This window comes from Flavobacterium limicola (genome assembly GCF_003634755.1).
GTDB classification, from domain to species: domain Bacteria; phylum Bacteroidota; class Bacteroidia; order Flavobacteriales; family Flavobacteriaceae; genus Flavobacterium; species Flavobacterium limicola.
The window spans coordinates 1,312,401-1,335,891 of the sequence record NZ_RBXA01000001.1; the positions used below are offsets into that span (position 1 = coordinate 1,312,401).

A 23,491-nucleotide genomic window follows, 5' to 3' on the forward strand; every position below is an offset into this window, starting at 1 on the left:
AGCTCTCGTGGGATATAAATTGGCCAATGGCGGATTAGAGCGTATATTTAGCAATGTTTCAGAGTTGCTTCATCACTCGAATTGTTACGTTCACCTGATTGTTTTAGAAGATAAAATTGAATACCCGTATCACGGGACTTTAATTAATTTAGGCCATTATTCTAAATTCAAAAAATATTTCAAACTAAAACAGCATTTAAAAATAAATCAATTTGATTATATAATTGATTTTCGCTATCGAATTAATCCTTGGATGGAGCTGCTATTTATCCATTATATGTATGTAGGTTTCAAATTTATTTACACGATTCACAGCAGTAAATTAGACGTTTATCTGACACCTGTAAATTGGATTGGCCAACAAATGTTGAATAAAGCCTATAAGATTGTCGCTGTATCAAATGCATTAAACGAAAAAATAAAGGCGAAGTATCATTATGAAAAAGCTGTTGTAATTACTAATTCAATTTCTGTAAAAGCGATTGAAATGGAGTGTGTCGATTCTAAACTTTCCTTTAAATATTGTATTGCTGTTGGACGATTAGTGAAGCTGAAACAATTTGACAAACTAATTGAGACCTATAGTAAATCAAATTTGCCTAACAGAGAAATTCATTTAGTAATTTTGGGTGAAGGGGAAGAGAAAGAGCATTTGGAAAAACAAATTGAATATTTGCAGATGACCGGTTTTATTCACTTATTAGGTTTTAAAGATACTGCACTTTGTTATATTAGGGAAGCTCAATTTTTAGTGCTATCCAGCAAATATGAAGGTTTTTCGATGGTAATTTTGGAAGCGTTATCCTCTGGAATTCCTGTTATTTCTTTTGATTGTGAAACAGGACCAAGTGAATTAGTACAAAATGAATACAACGGTTTGTTAGTCGAAAACCAAAATTTTGAAGCACTTCAAGAAGCATTTGAAAGAATGGTAGATGACAGCCAACTTTATTATTTATGCAAAGAAAATGCAAAAGCATCCGTGAATTCCTTTTCTAATGAAAACAGTATTGAAAAATGGTTAAATTTATTGAATCATAATATAATTTAAAATGGATATAGAGCGAATTTTAATTCCAAAAATTGAAGACAATCGAGGAAATTTATCGGTGATTGAAAATGATGTTCTGCCTTTTGAATTTAAAAGAGTATACTATTTATATGATGTTCCAGCTGGTGCTGAGCGTGGTGGGCATTCTCATATAGAACAAAAAGAGTTTCTCATAGCTTTAAGTGGAAGCTTTGATGTGGTTTTGAATGATGGCCAAGAACAGCAAATAATAACCCTTAACAAACCTTTTGAAGGGTTGTTAATTAACCAAGGAATTTGGCGTGAACTTAATAATTTTTCTTCGGGGAGTGTTTGTTTAGTCATTGCTTCTGCCGTTTTTGATGAAGGCGATTATATCCGTAAATTTGAAGATTTTTTAGCTTTAAAAAATAATTAGCGATACACGGAAAAGTAGATTCCATTCTTGTATAATTTTTTCTTAAATCTTAGTAATGGAATTTGAATCCATCGCGGCAAATGGAATACAATCCAATTTTTTACTGTTATGTTTTTTTTGGCGATGCTTTTGTAATATTCATTTGCTTTCTTTAAGTCTCCACTAATTTTAAATTTTAATGCATAATCCATACGGTTAACATCAATAAATGCTTTAAGGCTAGGATTGTTTTTTTCGTTTTCTTGAAATTGGGAAAAATCAATCAAATTTTTATCTCTAATGTTTGTTTTTGAAAGGCTGTTGCTATCTATTGTATTATATTCTACAGTAACCAGATTTGTAATAGCAACAGGAAAAAAGAGTGCAATCTTTATCCATAAATCTAAGTCCTGTCCGCTTGAAATATTAGGGTTGAAAAGTCCTGTTTTGTTTAAAACGGACTTTGGGATTGCTAGTACGGAGGTTAATGCAATCCTGCTTATTAAGCTAGAATAAAAGAAATCAGGAACAATACCTGAAAAATTTTCAGCTATTTTTAAAAAATTGTTTGTAATATGTTTATCTTTGGACACTTTCGAAATGTATCTTGAGGCATAGAGTCCGGCTTCGGGAAATTTATAAATTAATTTATTTAAAACTTCAAGATGATTGGGAAACCACAAATCATCAGCATCTAATAAAGCAATATAAACTCCCTTTGATTGTTGTATTCCATAATTTCGTGCAACAGAAACTCCTTCGTTTTTTTTTGAGAAATATTTAATTCGGGTATCATTAAATTTTAAAACAATTTCTTCACTTTTATCTGTAGAACCATCATTTACTATAATAATTTCAAAGTTTGTAAAGGATTGCTCAAGGACGCTACCTAGAGTGGCTTCTATGAATTTTTCCTTGTTGAATAATGGAATTATTACTGAAAAGTAAATCATGTCAGTATGGTTTTTATTTGCAAATGAAGCCCACTCTAAAAACATTAAAGATAAATAGACTAGGATTTTTTCCTTTAAGATTTTTTAATAATAAGTTTTCAAAAAGTGGAAATAGTTTTGAAATTAGCAAACTTAATTTTGTTCTTTTTAAAAAATGATATAATTGAATCAGTCTTACAAATTCAATGTCAATTTTTTCTTCTTCGTATAACGAAATCAAATTTTCTAATGCCTCCTTAGTTTTATTCAGATAAATCGAATTTGTATCAATATCTCCATGTTCAACAGGATTTTCAATATGATTTATTTTAGATTTTAAAAGACTTAATTGATACGAAAGTTGGGTATCATCATGACCGTATTTCTTTCTGTCTTTATCAAATTTTACTTTGTTGAAACAGTCTTTTTTAATTAGGGTATTATTAAAAAGTAACGATTGATACGGTTTTTTCTTTCGGTTTTCGGCAGATTTGTCTTCAATAAATTTTCCGTATTTCCAACGTAGTTTTTGATTGTCGAAAGGGCATTTTTCAGGATGCAACCTACCGCCATAAACAACATCAAAATCATGAAGATTGTCAATGTTTTTTTTTATAAAATTGTCATGAATAATAATGGAGTCCCCGTCGATAAAAAGCAAATAATCAAATTTTGCTTGCTCAGCTAGGGAATTTCTGTTTTCACGATGCGCTAGATTTTTTTTTAACGAGACAAAACTACAATTTGATAATGCATTTACATTCTCATTAAATGCATTCAAACTTGATTGTGAAGCATCGTCTTGGCACAAAATTTCAAACGCTATTCCGCAATCTATACATTGCTTTTGCAGCTCCAAAACTAGCGGATAAACATTGTAATTATAAACCGGAATTAGTATCGAAAGCATTACGCGTTTCGCTGCTGAATCACTTCAAAGATTTTTGCATCTTCACATTTCAATGTTTTCGAAGGGAATTTCATTAGCAACGCATAATCGTGCGTCGCCATAATGATGGTTTTTCCGTTGGCATTGATTTTCTTTAAGACTTCCAACACTTCGGCGCTCGTTTGTGGATCTAAGTTTCCTGTAGGTTCATCCGCAAGGATTAATTCCGGATCGTTCAGCAAAGCGCGAGCGATGGCCACACGTTGTTGTTCTCCTCCAGAAAGTTGATGAGGCATTTTTTTGCCAAAATCTCTCATTCCCACTTTATTCAAAACTTCGTCAATCTTGTTTTGCATTTCTACGTTGTCTGTCCAGCCAGTTGCTTTCAGTACAAACAACATATTGTCATTTACAGTACGGTCCGGAAGCAATTTGAAATCTTGGAAAACGATACCAATCTTTCTTCTCAAAAACGGAATGTCATCTTCTTTTAAAGTGGCTAAATCAAAATCTACTATATGACCTTCTCCTTCCGTTAAAGGTAAATCAGCATATAAAGTTTTCATTAAACTGCTTTTTCCAGAGCCTGTTTTTCCAATGATGTAAAGGAATTCACCATGTTTTACCTCTAAGTTTACCTCTGTTAATATAGATTTTCCTTCTTGATAAATAGTTACATTTTTTAAAGACAGTACGGATTGTGACATAATTTGCATTTGTTTATTGGGTAAAAGTAATAAGATAACGGTTCTATTCAAAATAAATTCTGTTGTATTAGACAGAATTACAAAAATTACAAATAATATTAAAAAGTTAGGATGTTTGATTTGATTGATATTGCAATAAAGAAGGTTGAAATCTAAACTGTAAAAAAATTATTCATAATAAAAGCCAATTGTGATTCGTTATAGAGGACAGAATATAATATATTTGAATTATTAAAATAAAATCACAATGCGTAAACTTTCCTGGAGCTACTTCTTATCCATTTTTATTATAACGGCCAGTATTTCGGCACAAAAATCTACCATTTACACGCACGATTCAAAAGATTTCAATAAAGCGGTTTCTTTATTTAAAGACGCGCAATATGCTTCGGCACAGCTTATTTTTAATAAAGTAAAGGAAACTGCCGCAACTGAAGAATTGAAATCAGATTGTGCGTATTATGCCGCGAATTGTGCCATTCGAACCAATCAATCCAATGCGGATGAGTTGATGGAGCAGTTTGTTTCGGATTATCCAACGAGCGTAAAACAAAACCAAGCGTACATCGAAGTGGCACATTATCATTTTAACCAAGGGAATTATCCGCAAGCGTTGCAATGGTTTGATAAAGTAGACGAAAGCAGCTTAAGCAGAAACGATCAAGATAAATTCAATTTCCAGAAAGGCTACAGTTTTTTTAATGCCAAAAACAAAAAAGAAGCTACAGTGTATTTGAATAAAGTGGTAAACTCAGCTGAATATGGTTCGCAAGCCAAATATTATTTAGGTTTTATGGCGTATGAAGGCGACGATTACAAGCAAGCTACAAAGTATTTTGATGAAGTTTCGGGCGAAGAAAAGTACAAAGAAAAGCTTTCGTATTATCAGGCTGATATGAATTTTAAACTCGGGAATTTCCAAAAAGCAATTGATTTAGGTCAGAAAGCAATGGCTAAATCAACTCCTTTGGAAAAATCAGAACTGAATAAAATCATTGGCGAAAGCTACTTCAATTTAAAACAATATGATAAAGCAATTCCATTTTTAGTAGATTATAAAGGAAAAAAAGGGAAATGGAATAATACGGATTTTTATCAATTAGGATATGCGTATTACAAACAAAAAGACTACGAAAACGCGATTTCTCAGTTCAATAAAATCATTGGCGGGAAAGATTTTGTAGCACAAAACGCCTATTATCATTTAGGTGAAAGTTACCTGAATACCGATAAAAAGCAACAGGCTTTGAATGCGTTCAAAAATGCTTCGGAAATGGATTTTGATGAAGCCATTCAAGAAGATGCGAGCTTGAATTATGCAAAATTAAGTTATGAATTAGGGAATTCGTACCAAAGTGTACCAGCAGTTTTACAAGCTTTTTTGAAAAAATATCCAGATAATGCAAGCCGTTCTGAGGTGGAGAAATTACTGATAGATTCTTATATTTCTTCTAAAAACTACAAAGAAGCCTTAGTTTTATTGGAAAAAAACAAATCACCAGAAAATAAATTAGCGTACCAAAAAGTGCTTTTTTATAGAGGTTTGGAACTATACACGGATGGAAATTATCCTGAAGCATTAAAAATGTTTACGAAATCACTAAGCGAACAAAAAGATGCTGTTTTTACGGCTCGTGCTACTTTCTGGAAAGGCGAAACAGAATATGTTTTGAATGATTTCAAAGACGCTTTATTAAGTTTCAAGCAGTTCATTGGTGCAAACCAAGCAGCGGCAACACCGGAATTTAAAAACAGTAATTATAATATTGCATACACGTATTTCAAATTGAAAGAATACGATCAAGCAGGAGATTATTTCCAAAAACAAATTGAAAAGGCACCTAGTGATAAAGTACGTTTGAATGATTCGTATTTGCGTTTAGCAGATTGTCGTTTTGTAACTTCAAAATATGGTGCGGCAATGGAGGCCTACACGAAAGTAATCGAATCTAAAAGTGTTGATGCAGATTATGCGTATTTCCAAAAAGCTATTTCCTACGGATTTCTAGCTAAAAACGATAAGAAAATTGACGAACTAAACGCTTTTTTACAATTGTATCCAAAATCAGAATATAGAGACGATGCACTTTTTGAATTGGCAAATACATACGTAGCTGAGAATAAAAATGACCTTGCCATAAAAACATACGACCGATTGAATACAGAATTTAAAAAAGGTTCTTTCACTTCCAGAGCTATTTTGCGTCAGGGATTGGTTTATTATAACACCGATAAAGATGATCAAGCATTGTTGAAGTTTAAAAAAGTAGCGGCGGATTTTCCTAGAACTCCGGAGGCTTTAGAAGCGGTTGCGACTGCTCGATTGATTTATGTGGACAATGGCAGAGTAGATGAATATGCAACTTGGGTTCGTACATTAGATTTTGTTGCCGTAACGGATGCAGAATTGGATAATGACACCTATGAAGCTGCTGAAAAACAATTTCAACAAAATAACGCCAAGCAGGCAATAGCAGGATTTAGTGGTTATGTAAGCCAGTTTCCTCGTGGGATTCATGCTCTAAAAGCTAATTATTATCTGGCTCAATTGTATTATGCTGAAGGGTCTGAGAGCAAATCTATTCCTAATTATGAGTATGTAGTTGCACAATCCAGAAGTGAATTTACAGAACAATCTTTGTCAAGATTGGCTCAAATTTTCCTTAAAAACAAAGAAGATCAAAAAGCAATTCTAATTTTGACCCGTTTAGAAAACGAAGCTGATACTTCTCAGAACAAAACATTTGCACAATCGAATTTGATGAAATTGTATTACGATAAGAAAGATTATCCGAATTCAGGTATGTATGCCGAGAAGGTTTTGATGAATCCAAAAACAGATGATAATGTAAAAAGTGATGCACAAATTATCATTGCACGTGCAGCAATTGAAACGGGTGATGAAGCGAAAGCGAAAGTAGCCTACGCAAAATTATTGACGATTGCTAAAGGAGAATTAGCAGCCGAAGCCTTGTATTATGATGCTTATTTTAAAAATAAAGAAGGAAAATTTGAGGTGTCAAATGTTGCGGTTCAAAAATTAGCAAAGAATTATTCCAGCTATAAATATTTTGGAGCCAAAGGATTAGTGGTAATGGCCAAAAACTTTTACGGACTAAAAGATAGTTATCAGGCAACGTATATTCTAGAAAATGTAATTCAAAATTTCACTGATTTTCCGGATGTCGTTTCAGATGCACAAACAGAGTTGAACGCTATTAAAGCCGAAGAATCCAAAACTAACTCATCGATAACAAAATAAAAATCAAGGTTTGAAAGTTGGAAAACAGCTTAAATCAAGCGTAAATTTTTAAATAATCGAAAGCTAAATACAAAGAGAATGAATCTACCTTTTTATATAGTTGATGTTTTTACTGAAAAAAAATATGCAGGCAATCAATTGGCTGTTTTTTTAGAGGCTGAAGCCTTAAGTGACGAACAGATGCAAAAAATTGCCCGTGAAATCAACTTTGCGGAAAGTACTTTTATTACCAAGGTTGATGTTGAAAATAACTCGGCAACAATCAGAATTTTTACACCTGAGCACGAAATGAAGTTTGCTGGTCATCCCATTATTGGAACTTCTTGGGTTTTGATGAATAAAATATTTGTAAATCAACCGCGAAATATAACTTTAAACGTCCCAATAGGTGAAATTCCCGTTAATCAATCGGGTGATTTGGTATGGTTGCAGGCGGCTCAACCACAATTTTTGGATACTTTTTCAGCACAAGATTTTTCGAACTTCAGCAATTTAAGCAGTGCTGATTTTGATGATGCATTTCCCATTCAGGAAGTAACCACAGGAAGCGCGTTTGTAATTGTTCCTGTCAAAAATAAAAAAGTTTTAGAGAATTTGATTTTGGATAAAACTAAAATGAACGAATGGTTGCAGGCAAACTGTAAAACAAGTCATAGAGCGTTGTATTTCTTTTTTTTAGAAGATACGAAATTAAGCAGTAGAATGCTTTGTATAGAAAATAATCAACTTGTTGAAGATGTGGCAACGGGAAGTGCCAGCACTTGTTTGCAGGCTTTTCTTCTAAAATATAATGCGCCAGAAATTCAAATAATTAATCATCAGGGAGAATTTATAAACAGACCTTCTCAAATTTATTTTGACGGAAAATTAGAGAATAATCATTTTGATATAAATATTGGTGGCAAATCGCAATTCATTGCAAAAGGCGAATGGGAAGTTTAAGCATAAGGCTCGGGAGCAAGAATTAGAAATTAAGAAGTAAAAAATTAAAACATGACATTTAAACAATCAAACATACAATCATTCACAAATAAGGTAACAACGTTTTCGGCTCCTTTCCTTTCGGGGAGAGTTGGGTTGGGGATTTTATTCTTCTTTGTATTCCAATTTTCGTTTGCACAAAAGAAAGAGCAAATAGGAACCGAAACGGTTAATGTAGTAAAACCATATACGCCAAAAATTTCGGACGCGTTCAAAGTTAAAGAAATTCCGGAATTGGATGACGAAGGAAATACTAAAAAAGAAAGTATTAAATATTCTATTTTTTCTTTTCCGGTAGCATCAACATTTACCCCTTCTAAAGGAAAAGCTGAAGGTGTAGAAAAAGAAAAACAAGCACATTTGTTTAAAAATTACGCGACTTTTGGTGTTGGTAATTACGGAACCTTTATTGGAGAGTTATTCGTAAATCATGATATTAATAACACAGATTATGTTGGTGGAATGTTTCGTCATCATTCGTCTGAAGGCGGAATTCAAAATGTAGCATTAGAAAATCGGTTTTATGATACTTCGTTAGACTTAATGTATGGTTCTAATCAAAAAGACGTGTCTTGGAATTTGGATTTAGGATATCAAAACCAGATTTATAATTGGTATGGATTGCCGTCGGAATTTGGAAATACTTTATCAGCTCAGGATCAAGTGATGTTGATTAATGGAATTGATCCGCAGCAAACGTACAGAACGATATCTCTGGGCGGAAATGTAGCTTTCAGCGAAAGTATTTTGAACAAAACAAGTCTTAAATACAGCCATTTTTCAGATGCTTCAGGATCTTCAGAAAATCGATTCTATGCAAAACCAACTGTTGAATTTGACGTGATGGAAAGTGCAGTGAAAACGGATTTAACGGTAGATTATGTGGGAGGAAGTTTCGATAAAAATTATTTAAATACAAATACGGAAGCCATGAAATACGGATTTACAAACTTCGGAATCTCACCAAGTTTTGTAATGCAGGAAGACGATTGGACATTAAATATTGGTGCCGCTGTATTTTATAGCATGGACAATCAAAACAACAATAATTCATTTTATGTCTATCCAAAATTCAATGCTTCGTATAAAGTGGTTGGTGATTTGATGATTTTCTATGCGGGTGCCGAAGGAAATTTAAAACAAAATTCATATCAGGATTTTGTAGAAGAAAATCCATTTTTATCTCCAACATTGACCATAACTCCAACAGATCAGCAGTATGATATTTTTGCTGGATTAAAAGGGAAATTGACCAATAATGTGAGTTATAATGTAAAAGCTTCTTATGTGAATGAAAGAAATAAAGCCTTGTTTAGAAGCAATGATTACAATGAGAATGTAGGTAATGAAGATTATGCTTTTGGAAATTCCTTTCAAATGGTGTACGATGATATGAAAACATTAAGTTTTTATGGAGAACTTAAAGCTGATTTTTCTGAGGATGTAACTTTTGGAATCAACGGAACTTTTAGCAGTTTCACTAATGATTTTCAGCAAGAAGCATGGAATATGCCAGCAATAAAAATAAATTCAAATCTTGATTTTAATATTACAGAGAAATGGTTCGCTGGAACAAATGTGTTTTACGTAGGGGAGCGAAAAGATTTTCAGATGAATACGGCCTTTTCGGCAAATGCAGCTCCTGTATCTTTGAAATCATATTTTGATGTCAATGCAAATTTAGGCTACAAATACAGCGACCGATTGACCGCTTTTGCAAGAGCTAATAATATCACTAATAATGCCTATCAAAAATGGTTGAATTATCCAGTTCAAGGTTTTCAGGTAATTTTAGGAGCAAACTATAAATTTGATTTTTAAATCCCCACCCCAGCCCTCCCCAAAGGAGAGGGAGCCGAAACGGAAAACAATCTTCGCTTTTTTTATTATAAAAATTTGAAACACTGATAGGGTTTTGAACCCAGTCAGGCTAGTAATTCTAATTATGACTTTCAAACAAAAAATACATACCCATTATTTACAATTAGTTCAGGATCGAATCGATGTTTTCAAAGACATGATTGTAGCACTTACTGAAGATTCTAAGAACGATGCCAAAGGTTCTGCCGGCGACAAACACGAAACCGCTTTGTCGATGATGCATATTGAGCAGGAAAAACTCAATCGTAAATTGAGAGAAGTATTGGATCAAAAAACAGTTTTAGATAAAATTGACGCTACTACAATTGCTGAGACTATTATTGTTGGGAGCTTGGTAAAAGCGAACGGAATCTATTTGTATCTGAGTGTGGCGCTTCCAAAAATTAATGTAGAAGGAATTAATATTATCGCATTATCACCACAATCACCTTTGGGAAATAAACTCATGGGAAATCAAGAAGGTTTTACTTTTGAGATCAATGGTACGAAGTATTTGGTGGAGACTATTGAATAAAATCCGTTATAATCCACCCCGAAACTTCGGGAGTTGCAGCCGTCTCATCTGTGTCGCATTTTACAATTCTCAACTTCGATTCCTTTTTTATTCTCTTTTAGTTACATTTTAAATACAAATGCTGTTTTTTGGTTATTATTTATAACTAAAAATGGCATTTGTGTTTTTCAATTAGAACTATAACTCCATCTTTGCCTTATCAAAATAAACAAAACATTAAAAATATATAGTTATGTGTGGAATAGTATGTGCCTTTGATTTAAAACAAAAAGCGGAAGTTTTAAGACCGCAAGTATTAGAAATGTCTAAAATTATTCGTCATCGTGGACCGGATTGGAGTGGTATCTTTAGTAATGAAAAAGCGATTATGTCTCATGAACGTTTGGCAATTGTTGATCCTGCTTCAGGGAAACAACCTTTATTCAGTGAAGACAAACAATTGATTTTAGCGGCAAATGGTGAAATTTATAACCACAGAGAATTGCGTAAACAATTTGAAGGAAAATACAACTTTCAAACCGAAAGTGATTGTGAAGTGATTTTAGCACTTTATAAAGAAAAAGGACCTCATTTTATTGACGAAATGAACGGTATTTTTGGATTTGCCATTTATGATGTAGAAAAAGACGAGTATTTTGTTGCTCGTGATCACATGGGAATTATTCCATTATACATAGGTTGGGATGAGCATGGAACTTTTTATGTGGCTTCGGAATTGAAAGCATTAGAAGGCTATTGTACAAAAATCCAATTGTTTCCTCCAGGACATTATATGACCAGCAAAGACGGCGAATTTGTACAATGGTATAAAAGAGAATGGACAGATTACGATGCCGTAAAAGACAACGTAACCAGCATTGACGAAATTAAAGTGGCTTTAGAAGCTGCGGTTCATAGACAATTGATGAGTGATGTACCTTATGGTGTTTTGCTTTCTGGAGGATTAGATTCTTCTATTACTTCGGCTGTGGCCAAAAAATATGCGCAAAAACGCATTGAATCGGGAGATGTTGCCGATGCTTGGTATCCACAATTACATTCATTTTCTGTAGGATTAGAAGGTTCTCCAGATTTAGCAGCAGCTCAAATAGTTGCGGATCATATCGGAACCATTCACCACGAAATTAAATTCACTATCCAAGAAGGTTTGGATGCGGTTAAGGATGTGATTTACAACTTAGAAACGTATGATGTGACTACGATTAGAGCATCAACACCTATGTGGTTAATGGCGAGAGTTATCAAATCAATGGGTATCAAAATGGTATTGTCAGGTGAAGGAGCAGATGAACTTTTTGGAGGATATTTATACTTTCACAAAGCGCCAAACGCAAGAGAATTCCACGAAGAGAACGTACGTAAATTAGGTAAATTGCACATGTATGACTGTTTGCGTGCGAACAAAAGTTTAGCAGCATGGGGAATTGAAGGACGTGTTCCGTTTTTAGATAAAGAATTTATGGATGTGGCGATGCGAGTTAATCCACAAGATAAAATGATCAATGCAGAACATCCAATGGAAAAATGGGTAGTTCGTAAAGCTTTTGAAGATATGTTGCCGCCAAGCGTAGCTTGGAGACAAAAAGAGCAATTTAGTGATGGTGTAGGATACGGTTGGATTGATACATTGAAAGAAGTCGTAGCGGTTGAAATTTCGGATGAACAATTAGCAAATGCTAAATACAAGTTCCCTCTGCAAACGCCAACTTCAAAAGAGGAATATTATTACCGTTCTATTTTTCATGAGCATTTTCCAAGTGATGCCGCTGCTTTGTGTGTTCCGCAAGAAGCAAGCGTTGCCTGTAGTACAAAGATTGCATTGGAATGGGATGAGGCATTCAAGAACATGAATGACCCATCCGGAAGAGCAGTAGCTAGCGTGCATGATGATGCGTATGCAAAAGCATAAACACAATTAAGTAAAATTTTACAAATAGACAGACGCTCTCCTTTTCGAGAGCGTTTTTTTTATGGAAATAATCAGAATGGTCAAGTTAAGAATTCAAAAATTTCTTTTAATTCCGTTTGTTTAAAATAATTCGGTACAGTTTTTTTATATTAGCATAACTAAAATGTTTATTATGAGATCTATTGCTTTATTTCTTGCTTTGTTTTTGTTGGTTTCCTGTGATCAAAAAAGTAAAGTTACCGTTGATACTATTATTACCGATGCTACTATTTACTCGGTAGATAACTCTTTTGGAACGGCTTCGGCTATGGCGATCAATAAGGGAAAAATTGTCGCTATTGGTACTAATAGTGAAATTTCAAAACAATATGAATCCAAAAATACAATAGATGCGAAAGGAAAATTTATTTACCCGGGCTTGATTGACGCGCATTGCCATTTCTATAGCTATGGTTTAAGCTTGCAAGAAGCTGATTTACGCGGTACCAAAAGTATGGACGAAATAATAACTCGTTTAAAGGCTTTTCAAAAAGATAAAAATCCAACGTTTATTGTAGGTAACGGATGGGATCAAAACGACTGGAAAGTCAAAAAGTATCCTACAAAAGCTGATTTAGACGCTGCATTTCCTGATATTCCTGTAGTTTTAAACAGAGTTGACGGGCATGCAATTATCGTTAATAGTAAAGCCTTAAAATTAGCAGGAATCACGAAAGATACGAAAGCAGATGGTGGTCAGATTGAAATTGCTAATGGAGAACCAACAGGAATTTTAGTAGATAATCCGATGGAATTGGTGTTTAAAATAATTCCCAAACCAACGCGTAAAGTACAAATAGCCGCTTTATTGGATGCCGAAAAAGTGATGTTTGATTATGGATTGACAACCGTAAATGATGCAGGATTAGATCCGGATATTATTCATTTGATGGATAGTTTGCAAAAAGCAAAAGTGATGAAGCTTAATGTGTATGCAATGATTACGGCAAATCAGAAAAATATTGATTTATATCTAAAAAAAGGAATTTATAAAACGGATAATCTAAATGTTCGATCCTTTAAAATGTACGGTGATGGCGCTTTAGGTTCTCGTGGTGCTTGTATGCACAAACCGTATTCTGACAAGCCAGGCCAATATGGCGCTTTGTTGGCACCAATTTCTGGATTAAAAGATGTAGCCAAACAAATTGCGGCTTCAAAGTTTCAGTTGAATACTCATGCTATTGGGGATTCCGCAAATACAGTGATTTTGAAAATTTACGGAGATGTTTTGGCTGGAACCAAAGACAGAAGATGGAAAATTGAGCACGCACAAGTTTTGCGTGAAAAAGATTTTGATTATTTCAAATTTGGAATTATTCCTTCGGTTCAACCTACGCATGCCACATCTGATATGTATTGGGCAGAAGACAGATTGGGGAAAGAAAGACTTAAAAATGCCTATGCTTATAAAAAATTACTTCAAAAAGCAGGGATGGTGGCTTTAGGAACTGATTTTCCCGTAGAGGAAGTCAACCCCATGCTGACTTTTCATGCTGCTGTAACCAGAAAAGACAGTAAGGAATATCCAAAAGGTGGTTTCCAAATGGAAAATGCTTTGACCAGAGCGGAAACGTTAAGAGGAATGACCATTTGGGCTGCTTTTTCTAATTTCGAAGAAAAAGAAAAAGGAAGTCTGGAAGTAGAGAAATGGGCTGATTTTGTAATGTACGACCAGGATTTAATGAAAGTGGAAGAAAATAAAATAGTGAAAATGAAACCTACCAACACCTATTTAAAAGGGAAGAAAGTAAAATAATTGAATTGTCAGCCTTTTATAATTTACGATTAATTCTTCAAATAACAGCATTTTGTATAATACATTGTTAAAACATATGAGTCATATAAGTTTTTAATTTGAATAAAATCAAATAAAACTAAAAGTTCATTTAAGTAAAGTCACATAGCCTTGCAAAGAACTTTTTTAACTTATTTTTCCTTTTAATCACGATTTGAGAAACTGACTTTTTTAAACTTATATGACTTATATGTTTAAAATTAATGCTGTTTATTTTATAATGTAGCGATAATTTACAGTTGTAATAGAATATTTTAATTTATTGGTATTTGAATTACATTTTTAAGATAAAATGTATCTTTTTGTTTGAAATAGTAACTAAATACTACGATTGTGTTTTGTATTTGTAACTCCTATTGCATATTTGTCGACTTAGAATTGGGTAAAAAATAAAAATACAGAGTTATGTGCGGAATATTAGCCATTATCGGAAGAGGAAAAGAGGAGCAATTGTTTGGAGAACTTTCAAAAAGAATGACGCATCGTGGTCCGGATGAGAGCGATTTGCATGTTACTGAAAAAGGGCATATTCTAAGTCATGAAAGGCTATCGATAATTGATTTACATTCCGGAAAACAACCGATACAAGGCGCGGGAACGGCTTATATGGTTCATAACGGCGAAATATACAATCATCAGGAATTAAGAGATGGTGTTTTGAAAGATCATACTTTTAGAACAAAATCAGATTCTGAAGTTATTGTGCATTTGTACGAAGAGTTTGGTTACGATTTTTGCAATATGCTGGATGGAGATTGGGCTTTTGTTATTGTGGATGGTGATGATTTTATTGCCGGAAGAGATCCATTGGGAGTGAAGCCACTGTATTATGGTTTGGACGAAAGGGGAAGAATCTATTTCTCCTCTGAAATGAAACCTATCGCAGATCAATGTAAAACATTTTCTACTTTTCCTCCGGGACATTATTATACTGCAAAAACAGGTTTTGTAAAATATTACAAACCGGAATATGAAGATTATTTAAAAGCCGACCAGGAATTAGATTTAGAATTAATCAGAGCAACGTTGACCGAAGCGACTCGTAAACGACTGATGAGTGATGTGCCAATTGGGGTCTTGCTTTCGGGAGGATTAGACTCTTCATTAACTTCAGCTATTGCTTCACGATTATTGGCAGAAAGCGACAAAAAATTAAAATCATTTTCAATTGGTTTGAACGCTGATGCGCCGGATGCTGCGGCAGCCAGAAAAGTTGCTGAGTATTTAGGAACAGAGCATCATGAAATTCATTTTACTGTCGAAGAAGGAATTGAAATTTTAGAGAAACTAATTTGGCATTTAGAAACCTATGACGTGACTTCGGTACGAGCAAGTACACCAATGTATTTCTTGTCGAAAGCGATTACGGATTTGGGTGTAAAAGTGGTGCTTTCGGGAGAAGGAGCTGATGAGATTTTTGGCGGGTATTTGTATTTTAGAAATGCACCATCACCAGAAGATTTCCAAAAAGAAACTATCGAAAGAGTGCAGAAATTATTTACTGCCGATTTGTTAAGAGCTGATAAATCAACGATGGCACATGGTTTAGAGACCAGAGTTCCGTTTTTGGATAAAGCGTTCTTAGATGTTTCAATTCGCATCAAAGCAGAAGAAAAAATGCCTAAAACGTACGATGGAAAAGAAAAATACATTCTAAGAAAAGCATTTGATACTCCAGACAATCCCTATCTCCCAGAAGAAGTTTTATGGAGACAAAAAGAACAGTTTTCGGATGGAGTAGGATACAATTGGATCGATCAATTGATTGAATATTGTGCAATGCAAGTTACGGATGAGCAATTAGCTGGTGCTGCAGCCGAATTTCCATACAATTCTCCTACAACTAAAGAAGCCTATTTTTATAGGTCAATATTTAATAAATATTATCCGCAAATAAGTGCCGCGCAAACAGTTAGGAAATGGATTCCAAAATGGCAAGAAAACCTAGATCCAAGTGGAAGAGCCAATGCAGCTCACGTTAAAGCCGATACTGAAATTGCTAAAACAGGAATTGCGGTTTGAAACAATATTTCGAATTTTTTATAAATGAAGAACGCTCTCAATTTTGAGAGCGTTTTTTTATAATTATATGAACAAATGTTAATAACTTAAGGGCTTAAAAAGGGATTTTAACGGTTATCTAATTTGCGTTTTTATATATTTGCGTGTTATACAAAAATTACATTTTTTACAATAAAATATATATGAGCGAAGAAATCAAGAAGGACAGTTATTCAGCAGATAGTATTCAGGCATTAGAAGGAATGGAGCACGTAAGAATGCGTCCTTCGATGTATATTGGAGATGTGGGTGTTCGAGGACTACATCATTTAGTGTATGAGGTTGTAGATAACTCTATCGATGAGGCAATGGGAGGTCATTGCGATACCATAATAGTTGATATTAATGAAGATGGATCCGTTTCGGTTGAGGATAATGGACGTGGTATTCCGGTAGGTATTCATAAAAAAGAAGGTGTTTCGGCATTGGAGGTTGTAATGACTAAAATTGGTGCCGGAGGAAAGTTTGATAAAGATTCCTATAAAGTTTCTGGAGGACTTCACGGTGTTGGGGTTTCTGTTGTAAACGCTTTATCAAATCATTTGAGAGCTACCGTTCACAGTAGTGATGGTAAAATATACGAACAAGAATACGAAAAAGGAAAAGCATTATATCCGGTTAAACAAATTGGTGAAACGACAAAAAGAGGAACAATCGTTACTTTTTATCCGGATCCAAGCATATTTACGCAAACAATAGAGTATTCTTATGATACTTTATCTGCTCGTATGCGTGAATTGTCTTTTCTGAATAAAGGAATTACCATCACTTTTACAGATAAAAGAGAAAAAGATAAAGATGGAAATTTTGTGTCAGAAGTATTTCATTCTGATGAAGGTTTAAAAGAATACATCCGTTACTTAGATGGAAACCGTGAGCCAATTATTGCACACGTAATTTCTATGGATCATGAAAAAGGAGAGATCCCAGTTGAGGTTGCTTTGATTTACAATACGAGTTACACGGAAAATATTTTTTCTTATGTAAATAATATCAATACACACGAAGGAGGAACGCACTTGCAAGGGTTCAGAACCGGTCTTACAAGATCGTTAAAGAAATACGCAGATGCTTCGGGAATGTTAGATAAACTGAAATTTGATATTTCAGGAGATGATTTCCGTGAAGGATTGACTGCTATTATTTCGGTGAAAGTTCAGGAACCACAATTTGAAGGACAAACGAAAACCAAACTTGGTAACAGAGAAGTTGTTTCTCCAGTAAGTCAAGCGGTGAGCGAAATGATTGAAAATTATTTGGAAGAAAATCCAAATGATGCCCGAATCATTGTTCAAAAAGTAATTCTTGCAGCACAAGCACGTCATGCAGCCAAAAAAGCGCGTGAAATGGTGCAGCGCAAAACCGTGATGGGTGGCGGTGGATTGCCTGGAAAATTATCAGATTGTTCGGAACAAGATCCGGCAAAATGTGAAGTTTACCTTGTCGAGGGAGATTCGGCAGGTGGAACTGCAAAACAAGGTCGTGATCGTGCGTTTCAAGCTATTTTGCCTTTACGTGGTAAGATTTTGAACGTAGAAAAAGCAATGCATCACAAAGTTTTTGAAAACGAAGAGATTCGAAATATATTTACTGCTCTAGGAGTTACAATAGGAACTGCTGAAGATAGTAAAGCCTTAAATATTGAAAAATTACGCTACCATAAAGTAATTATTATGTGTGATGCCGATGTCGATGGTAGTCACATTTCTACTTTAATCTTAACGTTCTTCTTCCGTTTTATGAAAGAATTAATCGAGGAAGGTCACGTGTATATTGCAGCACCACCTTTGTATTTAGTTAAAAAAGGAAATAAGAAAGAATATGCTTGGAATGACGTACAACGTGATCAAGCGAATGAAAGAATGGGCGGAAGCGCAGGAATTCAACGTTATAAAGGTCTTGGAGAGATGAACGCGGAGCAATTATGGGAAACTACAATGGATCCGGGTTTTAGAACGTTGCGTCAGGTAACTATTGACAGCTTGGCGGAAGCCGATAGAGTTTTCTCTATGTTAATGGGTGACGAAGTACCGCCAAGAAGAGAATTTATTGAGAAAAATGCAGTTTATGCAAATATTGACGCATAGTAAATGTTCTATTAAATAATTAACCACAAAGATTAACAAATAACCGAATAAACTTTAAAATATGAAAGTTACCATTGTAGGAGCAGGAAATGTAGGAGCGACGTGTGCGGATGTGATTTCTTATAGAGGAATTGCGAGCGAAGTTGTGTTATTGGATATTAGAGAAGGTTTTGCTGAAGGTAAGGCATTAGATATTATGCAATGCGCTACTAATACAGGTTTTAATACCAAAGTATCAGGCGTTACCAATGATTATTCTAAAACAGCAGGAAGTGATGTAGTTGTAATTACATCAGGAATTCCAAGAAAACCAGGAATGACTCGTGAAGAATTAATAGGAATCAATGCAGGAATCGTGAAAACGGTTGCTGAAAATGTATTGAAACATTCACCGGATACTATTATAGTGGTAGTTTCTAATCCTATGGATACGATGACATATTTGGCATTGAAATCTACGGGATTACCAAAAAACAGAATTATAGGGATGGGTGGAGCACTAGACAGTTCTCGTTTCAGAACGTATTTGTCTTTAGCTTTAGACAAACCCGCTAATGATATTTCAGCTATGGTTATCGGTGGGCATGGTGATACAACGATGATTCCTTTGACAAGACTGGCTTCTTATAACGGAATTCCAGTTTCTCAATTTCTATCAGAAGAAGAATTGCAAAAAGTAGCTGCTGATACAATGGTTGGAGGAGCGACACTTACAGGACTTCTTGGAACATCAGCGTGGTATGCTCCTGGAGCTTCCGTTGCTTTCTTAGTAGACAGTATTTTAAATGACCAAAAGAAAATGATTGCATGTTCTGTTTTTGTTGAAGGCGAATATGGTCAAAATGATATCTGTATTGGTGTTCCATGTATTATTGGTAAAAATGGAGTGGAAGAAATTCTTGACATTAAACTAAATGATGCTGAAAAAGCATTGTTTGCTAAAAGTGCAGATGCTGTCAGACAAATGAATGACGCTTTAAAATCGATTTTGGTATAAAAATTTACATATAAAAAAGAGAAGACTGCATCATTGCAGTCTTTTTCTTGAGATTAATCTATAAATAAATTGGTTAATCTTAACGTTAATTATATATTTGCTCGGTTTAAAAAAAATGAGGTAGCTCGAAATATTCTTTTTTAATGTTAAAAATGAATGTAAAGTGTTATTATATAAGGTTTAAAGCAAAAATAAATAAATAAAAAATAATTAATTTTTAGTAATAATGCAGAATAAAGGACTTATTAAATTTTTCGCAATTCTATTTGCATTGGTAAGTATTTACCAACTTTCTTTCACTTTTGTCGCAAGTAAAGTAAAAAGCGATGCCAAATCTTTTGCTGGTGGAAATCCTGAAAAAGAAGCAAAATATTTAGATTCAATCGGTAAAGAGAAAGTATTTAATCTTGGTTTTACCAATTTTACTTTTAATGAAGTAAGTGATAAGCAAATCAACAAAGGTCTTGACTTAGAAGGTGGTATCAATGTTATACTTCAAATATCTGTAAAAGATATTTTAAAAGGATTATCTAATAATTCTAAAAACCCAGTTTTCAATAAGTCTTTGGCTGATGCTTCTGCAGATTTACAAGGGAATAAATCATATTTAGATAAGTTTTTTGATGCTTTTGAAGCAAATTCAAAAGGAACGGTAAAATTAGCTTCTCCTGATATTTTCGCTAACAGAAGTTTGCAAGGTGAAGGTGGGGTTGATTTTCAAATGACGGATGCACAAGTAAAAAAGGTTATTTCCAGAAAAGTAGATGAGTCTGTAGAAAGTGCTTTTGGAGTGTTAAGAAAACGTATCGATCAATTTGGTGTTACGCAACCTAATATTCAAAAATTAGGAAATTCAGGTCAGATTCTTGTTGAACTTCCTGGTGCAAAAGATGTGGATCGTGCTAAAAAATTATTGTCAAGCACAGCTCAATTACAGTTTTGGGAAACGTACAAAATTGAAGAAATTGGTAATTTTTTAATGGCTGCTAATGAGTCATTGAAAAAAACAGAAATCAAAATTACTGAAGTAAAACCAGTTGTAAAAGATTCTTTGAGTGCTTTACTTACGGATGCTAAAGATTCAACTGCTACTAAAAAAGGAGAAAATCCTTTATTTGATAAAATTATTGGTCAAGGTGGAGGTCCAGTTTTAGGACTTTTCTCTCCAAAAGATACCGCTGTTGTAAACGGATATTTGAAAAGAGCTGATATTAGAATTTTATTAGCAGGTGACCAACGTTATGCAAAGTTTGTTTGGGGTAAACCAATGATAATTAAAGATGCTAAAGCAAAAGATATTGATGCTGTAGAATTATATGCTTTAAAAGGAAACAGAGACAATGTGCCTTCAATGAGCGGTGGTGTGGTTACAGATGCAAGCGATACATTTGACCAATCAGGTAAACCAGCTGTTTCTATGCAAATGAACGGTCAAGGTGCAAAAGCTTGGGAAGAATTAACTGGTAGAGCATATACTCAAAAAAGTAATATTGCTATAGTTCTTGATGATGTGGTTTATTCTGCGCCAGGAGTTTCTAGCGGACCAATTTCTGGTGGTAGATCTGAAATTTCGGGAGCCTTTGATGTTACAGAAACTAAAGATTTAGCAAATGTTTTAAGAGCGGGTAAACTTCCTGCTGCAGCGGATATTGTTCAATCAGAAGTGGTTGGGCCATCCTTAGGTCAAGAAGCAATTGATAATGGTACTAACTCCGCTTTAATAGGATTGCTTTTAGTATCACTTTGGATGATGATATATTATGGTAAAGCAGGTTGGTATGCGAATGTTGCACTAGCGGTTAATTTACTGTTCTTGTTCGGAATTTTAGCAAGTATCGGAGCAGTTCTTACATTGCCAGGTATTGCCGGTATCGTTTTAACAATGGGAACAGCAGTTGATGCAAATATCATTATTTATGAAAGAGCAAAAGAAGAATTACGTGCTGGTAAAACACTTGAAGAAGCTATTAAAACTTCGTACAGTTGGAGAGGTGCAATGTCATCAATTACTGATGCTAACGTAACGCATATTTTAACTGGAGCTGTATTGTTTATTTTTGGTTCAGGACCAATTAAAGGTTTTGCTACTACATTATTGATTGGTATTGTAACGTCATTATTTACTTCAATCTTTATTGCAAGAATTTTCATTGATTGGAACATAAGCAAAAAGAATAATTTGACATTTGTTACAAATTTCTCTAAGAATATGTTTAATAACTTTCATTTTGATTTCTTAGGAATGAAAAAATGGACGTATTTATTCTCAAGTATAGTAGTTGTTATAAGTGTGATCTCTTTAGCAACAAATGGACTTGATGAAGGAGTTGATTTTGTAGGAGGAAGAACATTCCAAGTACGTTTTGAAAAACCAATTGAAACAGAAGCTGTAAAAGCAGAATTAGCTAAAGTTTTTGATGGTAGCGCTGAAGTGAAAATTTTTGGTAGTGATAATCAATTAAAAATCACAACAAAATTCAAAGTTCAAGAGCCAGGAATTAAAGCAGATGAAGAAGTGAATAAATTGTTGTTTGCTACTTTAAAACAGCATTTTTCAGCAGATATGACGTATGATAAATTTGTAAATTCTTATGATGGTAAAAAACTAGGTGTTTTACAAGCCTCTAAAGTTGGTCCAACTGTAGCAGAAGATATTAAGACTAATGCTTATTGGGCTGTTCTTGGAGCGATGGCTATCGTATTTTTATACCTAATGATTAGTTACAGAAAATGGCAATACAGTTTAGGAGCTATTGCAGCTATTGCACACGATGTTATTTTTGTATTAGGAATTTACTCATTATGCTATAAATTCATGCCTTTTGGAATGGAAATCGATCAGCACTTTATCGCTGCGATCCTAACCGTTATTGGGTATTCTATGAACGATACTGTTATTGTATTTGACAGAGTTCGTGAATATTTAGCTGGTAAAACAAAAGGGACTTTTGCTGAGATTGTAAATCAATCTATTAATACAACCATGTCAAGAACTATTAATACGTCATTAACGATGATTGTGGTTTTATTAATCATGTTTGTTTTTGGTGGAGAATCAATCAGAGGATTTATATTCGCTATGTTGGTAGGTATCATCGTAGGTACTTATTCTTCATTGTTTATTGCAACTCCAGTACTTGTGGATACAATCTCTAAAGAAGATAAAAACAAGGTAGAAAAAGCACACCAAGAAAGCTAAAAAAAGCTTTTTATATAAATTTTAAAAAGAGATTCAATGAAAGTTGAATCTCTTTTTTTTGTCTGCAATCCAAAGTGAAATTTTTAATTCGTAATTTAACTGTTTGTTATAAAGAGTTGATGAGTTTTAAATTTAAATTTTATGTATAAGAAAGCATTTCTTATTGCAATTGTTATTTGTTGCACAATTCCATTTTATGCGCAAGATGATGACAATAGAGTTGAATTTGGTTTTGCTTACGGACTAGGAAATGAATTTAAAAATAGAAATTATACATATACAAACCAGTATTTCAAGTTACAATTATATTACAAAATAAATGATACAAAGAGCTTTAAATACGAATTTGTACTTCAGCCAGAGCTTAATTTAGCTACACACCAACTCTTAAATTTGTATTTTGTTAAACCTGATGAGACGGATTATATTGCAAAACGAGAACAATATACAAAGCTAAAGAATCTGAAAGAATACGTTCTTAATATTGGCTTTCTGTTAAGGAAACCAATGTTTAAATCGGCTTCGATTTACGTTTTAGGAAGTGTCGGACCAATGATTACAGATACGGAAACGGAGCGTTTGTCTAAAGGTTTTGCCTTTGCAGATGTCTTAGCGATAGGATTTACTTTCAAAGTTAACAGAGTGAAGCTTGACTTAAGACCGAATATTCGTCATATTTCTAATGCAGGGTTGCAAAAAACTAATTCGGGTTACAATACTAAAAATATTGATTTTGGATTTTTATTTACCCTACAAAAAAAGCGTTAACTACTTTGATGTAGCTAACGCTTTTTTTTGAAGCGAATAA

General features: G+C 33.9%; 16 protein-coding genes. 13 read left to right on the forward strand and 3 right to left on the reverse strand.

Annotated features, from left to right (window positions below; genetic code table 11):
* The first annotated feature begins 7 nt into the window (after positions 1-7).
* Together BC952_RS05860 and BC952_RS05865 are read left to right on the forward strand one after the other, a co-directional pair.
* On the forward strand, positions 8-1,051 hold the full coding sequence (locus BC952_RS05860) for a glycosyltransferase (RefSeq protein WP_147405262.1): 1,044 nt from the start codon (positions 8-10) through the stop codon (positions 1,049-1,051).
* 1 nt (position 1,052) lies between these two features.
* Positions 1,053-1,448 carry a sugar 3,4-ketoisomerase gene (locus BC952_RS05865; protein ID WP_121364637.1) on the forward strand — a complete coding sequence of 132 codons (396 nt, stop codon included), beginning with the start codon at positions 1,053-1,055 and terminating at the stop codon, positions 1,446-1,448.
* On the opposite strand, the gene BC952_RS05870 is transcribed toward BC952_RS05865, so the two are convergent.
* The 3 genes from BC952_RS05870 to BC952_RS05880 are packed head-to-tail and all read right to left on the reverse strand — an operon-like array spanning position 1,445 to position 3,955.
* The gene (locus BC952_RS05870) at positions 1,445-2,380 is read right to left on the reverse strand and encodes a glycosyltransferase family 2 protein (RefSeq protein WP_167445696.1); all 936 of its coding nucleotides are present in this window, start codon (positions 2,378-2,380) and stop codon (positions 1,445-1,447) included. The two genes, BC952_RS05865 and BC952_RS05870, sit on opposite strands and share 4 nt — an antisense overlap.
* Before the next feature lie 13 nt (positions 2,381-2,393).
* A complete protein-coding gene (locus BC952_RS05875) occupies positions 2,394-3,269 on the reverse strand; it encodes a glycosyltransferase family 2 protein (protein WP_121364639.1) in 876 nt (291 codons plus the stop codon).
* The gene (locus BC952_RS05880; protein WP_091166499.1) at positions 3,269-3,955 is read right to left on the reverse strand and encodes a cell division ATP-binding protein FtsE; all 687 of its coding nucleotides are present in this window, start codon (positions 3,953-3,955) and stop codon (positions 3,269-3,271) included. The genes BC952_RS05875 and BC952_RS05880 overlap by 1 nt, the downstream gene beginning before the upstream one ends.
* Before the next feature lie 247 nt (positions 3,956-4,202).
* On the opposite strand from BC952_RS05880, the gene BC952_RS05885 reads away from it, so the two are divergent.
* The 11 genes from BC952_RS05885 (at position 4,203) to BC952_RS05935 (ending at position 23,451) form a co-directional block, all read left to right on the forward strand.
* Complete coding sequence (locus BC952_RS05885) at positions 4,203-7,217, forward strand: tetratricopeptide repeat protein (protein ID WP_121364640.1); 3,015 nt, start codon at positions 4,203-4,205, stop codon at positions 7,215-7,217.
* Between the two features lie 78 nt (positions 7,218-7,295).
* On the forward strand, positions 7,296-8,159 hold the full coding sequence (locus BC952_RS05890) for a PhzF family phenazine biosynthesis protein (protein WP_121364641.1): 864 nt from the start codon (positions 7,296-7,298) through the stop codon (positions 8,157-8,159).
* A 51-nt stretch (positions 8,160-8,210) separates the two neighbouring features.
* On the forward strand, positions 8,211-10,019 hold the full coding sequence (locus tag BC952_RS05895; RefSeq protein WP_167445698.1) for a TonB-dependent receptor: 1,809 nt from the start codon (positions 8,211-8,213) through the stop codon (positions 10,017-10,019).
* Positions 10,020-10,143: 124 nt separating this feature from the next.
* Positions 10,144-10,593, forward strand: a complete 450-nt coding sequence (locus BC952_RS05900) for a hypothetical protein (protein WP_121364642.1) — start codon at positions 10,144-10,146, stop codon at positions 10,591-10,593.
* A 232-nt stretch (positions 10,594-10,825) separates the two neighbouring features.
* The gene (gene asnB / locus BC952_RS05905) at positions 10,826-12,502 is read left to right on the forward strand and encodes an asparagine synthase B (RefSeq protein ID WP_121364643.1); all 1,677 of its coding nucleotides are present in this window, start codon (positions 10,826-10,828) and stop codon (positions 12,500-12,502) included.
* Between the two features lie 172 nt (positions 12,503-12,674).
* Positions 12,675-14,300 carry an amidohydrolase gene (locus tag BC952_RS05910; protein ID WP_121364644.1) on the forward strand — a complete coding sequence of 542 codons (1,626 nt, stop codon included), beginning with the start codon at positions 12,675-12,677 and terminating at the stop codon, positions 14,298-14,300.
* A 444-nt stretch (positions 14,301-14,744) separates the two neighbouring features.
* Positions 14,745-16,361, forward strand: a complete 1,617-nt coding sequence (gene asnB, locus BC952_RS05915; RefSeq protein ID WP_121364645.1) for an asparagine synthase B — start codon at positions 14,745-14,747, stop codon at positions 16,359-16,361.
* A gap of 182 nt (positions 16,362-16,543) precedes the next feature.
* A complete protein-coding gene (gene gyrB / locus BC952_RS05920; protein ID WP_121364646.1) occupies positions 16,544-18,487 on the forward strand; it encodes a DNA topoisomerase (ATP-hydrolyzing) subunit B in 1,944 nt (647 codons plus the stop codon).
* A 61-nt stretch (positions 18,488-18,548) separates the two neighbouring features.
* Positions 18,549-19,484: a malate dehydrogenase gene (gene mdh / locus BC952_RS05925; protein ID WP_073353918.1), complete on the forward strand. Its 936-nt coding sequence runs from the start codon at positions 18,549-18,551 to the stop codon at positions 19,482-19,484.
* 226 nt (positions 19,485-19,710) lie between these two features.
* Complete coding sequence (gene secDF / locus BC952_RS05930; RefSeq protein ID WP_121364647.1) at positions 19,711-22,683, forward strand: protein translocase subunit SecDF; 2,973 nt, start codon at positions 19,711-19,713, stop codon at positions 22,681-22,683.
* Positions 22,684-22,824: 141 nt separating this feature from the next.
* Positions 22,825-23,451, forward strand: coding sequence for an acyloxyacyl hydrolase (locus tag BC952_RS05935; RefSeq protein ID WP_121364648.1), 627 nt, complete (start codon positions 22,825-22,827; stop codon positions 23,449-23,451).
* Positions 23,452-23,491: the final 40 nt, after the last annotated feature.

What these genes read in the sequence shown, in the direction of transcription:
- BC952_RS05865 (WP_121364637.1), top strand. Translation starts at nt 1,053, where the DNA reads ATGGATATAGAGCGAATTTTAATTCCAAAAATTGAAGACAATCGAGGA.
- BC952_RS05870 (WP_167445696.1), bottom strand. Translation starts at nt 2,380, where the DNA reads ATGATTTACTTTTCAGTAATAATTCCATTATTCAACAAGGAAAAATTC.
- BC952_RS05875 (WP_121364639.1), bottom strand. Translation starts at nt 3,269, where the DNA reads ATGCTTTCGATACTAATTCCGGTTTATAATTACAATGTTTATCCGCTA.
- BC952_RS05880 (WP_091166499.1), bottom strand. Translation starts at nt 3,955, where the DNA reads ATGTCACAATCCGTACTGTCTTTAAAAAATGTAACTATTTATCAAGAA.
- BC952_RS05885 (WP_121364640.1), top strand. Translation starts at nt 4,203, where the DNA reads ATGCGTAAACTTTCCTGGAGCTACTTCTTATCCATTTTTATTATAACG.
- BC952_RS05890 (WP_121364641.1), top strand. Translation starts at nt 7,296, where the DNA reads ATGAATCTACCTTTTTATATAGTTGATGTTTTTACTGAAAAAAAATAT.
- BC952_RS05895 (WP_167445698.1), top strand. Translation starts at nt 8,211, where the DNA reads ATGACATTTAAACAATCAAACATACAATCATTCACAAATAAGGTAACA.
- BC952_RS05900 (WP_121364642.1), top strand. Translation starts at nt 10,144, where the DNA reads ATGACTTTCAAACAAAAAATACATACCCATTATTTACAATTAGTTCAG.
- asnB (WP_121364643.1), top strand. Translation starts at nt 10,826, where the DNA reads ATGTGTGGAATAGTATGTGCCTTTGATTTAAAACAAAAAGCGGAAGTT.
- BC952_RS05910 (WP_121364644.1), top strand. Translation starts at nt 12,675, where the DNA reads ATGAGATCTATTGCTTTATTTCTTGCTTTGTTTTTGTTGGTTTCCTGT.
- asnB (WP_121364645.1), top strand. Translation starts at nt 14,745, where the DNA reads ATGTGCGGAATATTAGCCATTATCGGAAGAGGAAAAGAGGAGCAATTG.
- gyrB (WP_121364646.1), top strand. Translation starts at nt 16,544, where the DNA reads ATGAGCGAAGAAATCAAGAAGGACAGTTATTCAGCAGATAGTATTCAG.
- mdh (WP_073353918.1), top strand. Translation starts at nt 18,549, where the DNA reads ATGAAAGTTACCATTGTAGGAGCAGGAAATGTAGGAGCGACGTGTGCG.
- secDF (WP_121364647.1), top strand. Translation starts at nt 19,711, where the DNA reads ATGCAGAATAAAGGACTTATTAAATTTTTCGCAATTCTATTTGCATTG.
- BC952_RS05935 (WP_121364648.1), top strand. Translation starts at nt 22,825, where the DNA reads ATGTATAAGAAAGCATTTCTTATTGCAATTGTTATTTGTTGCACAATT.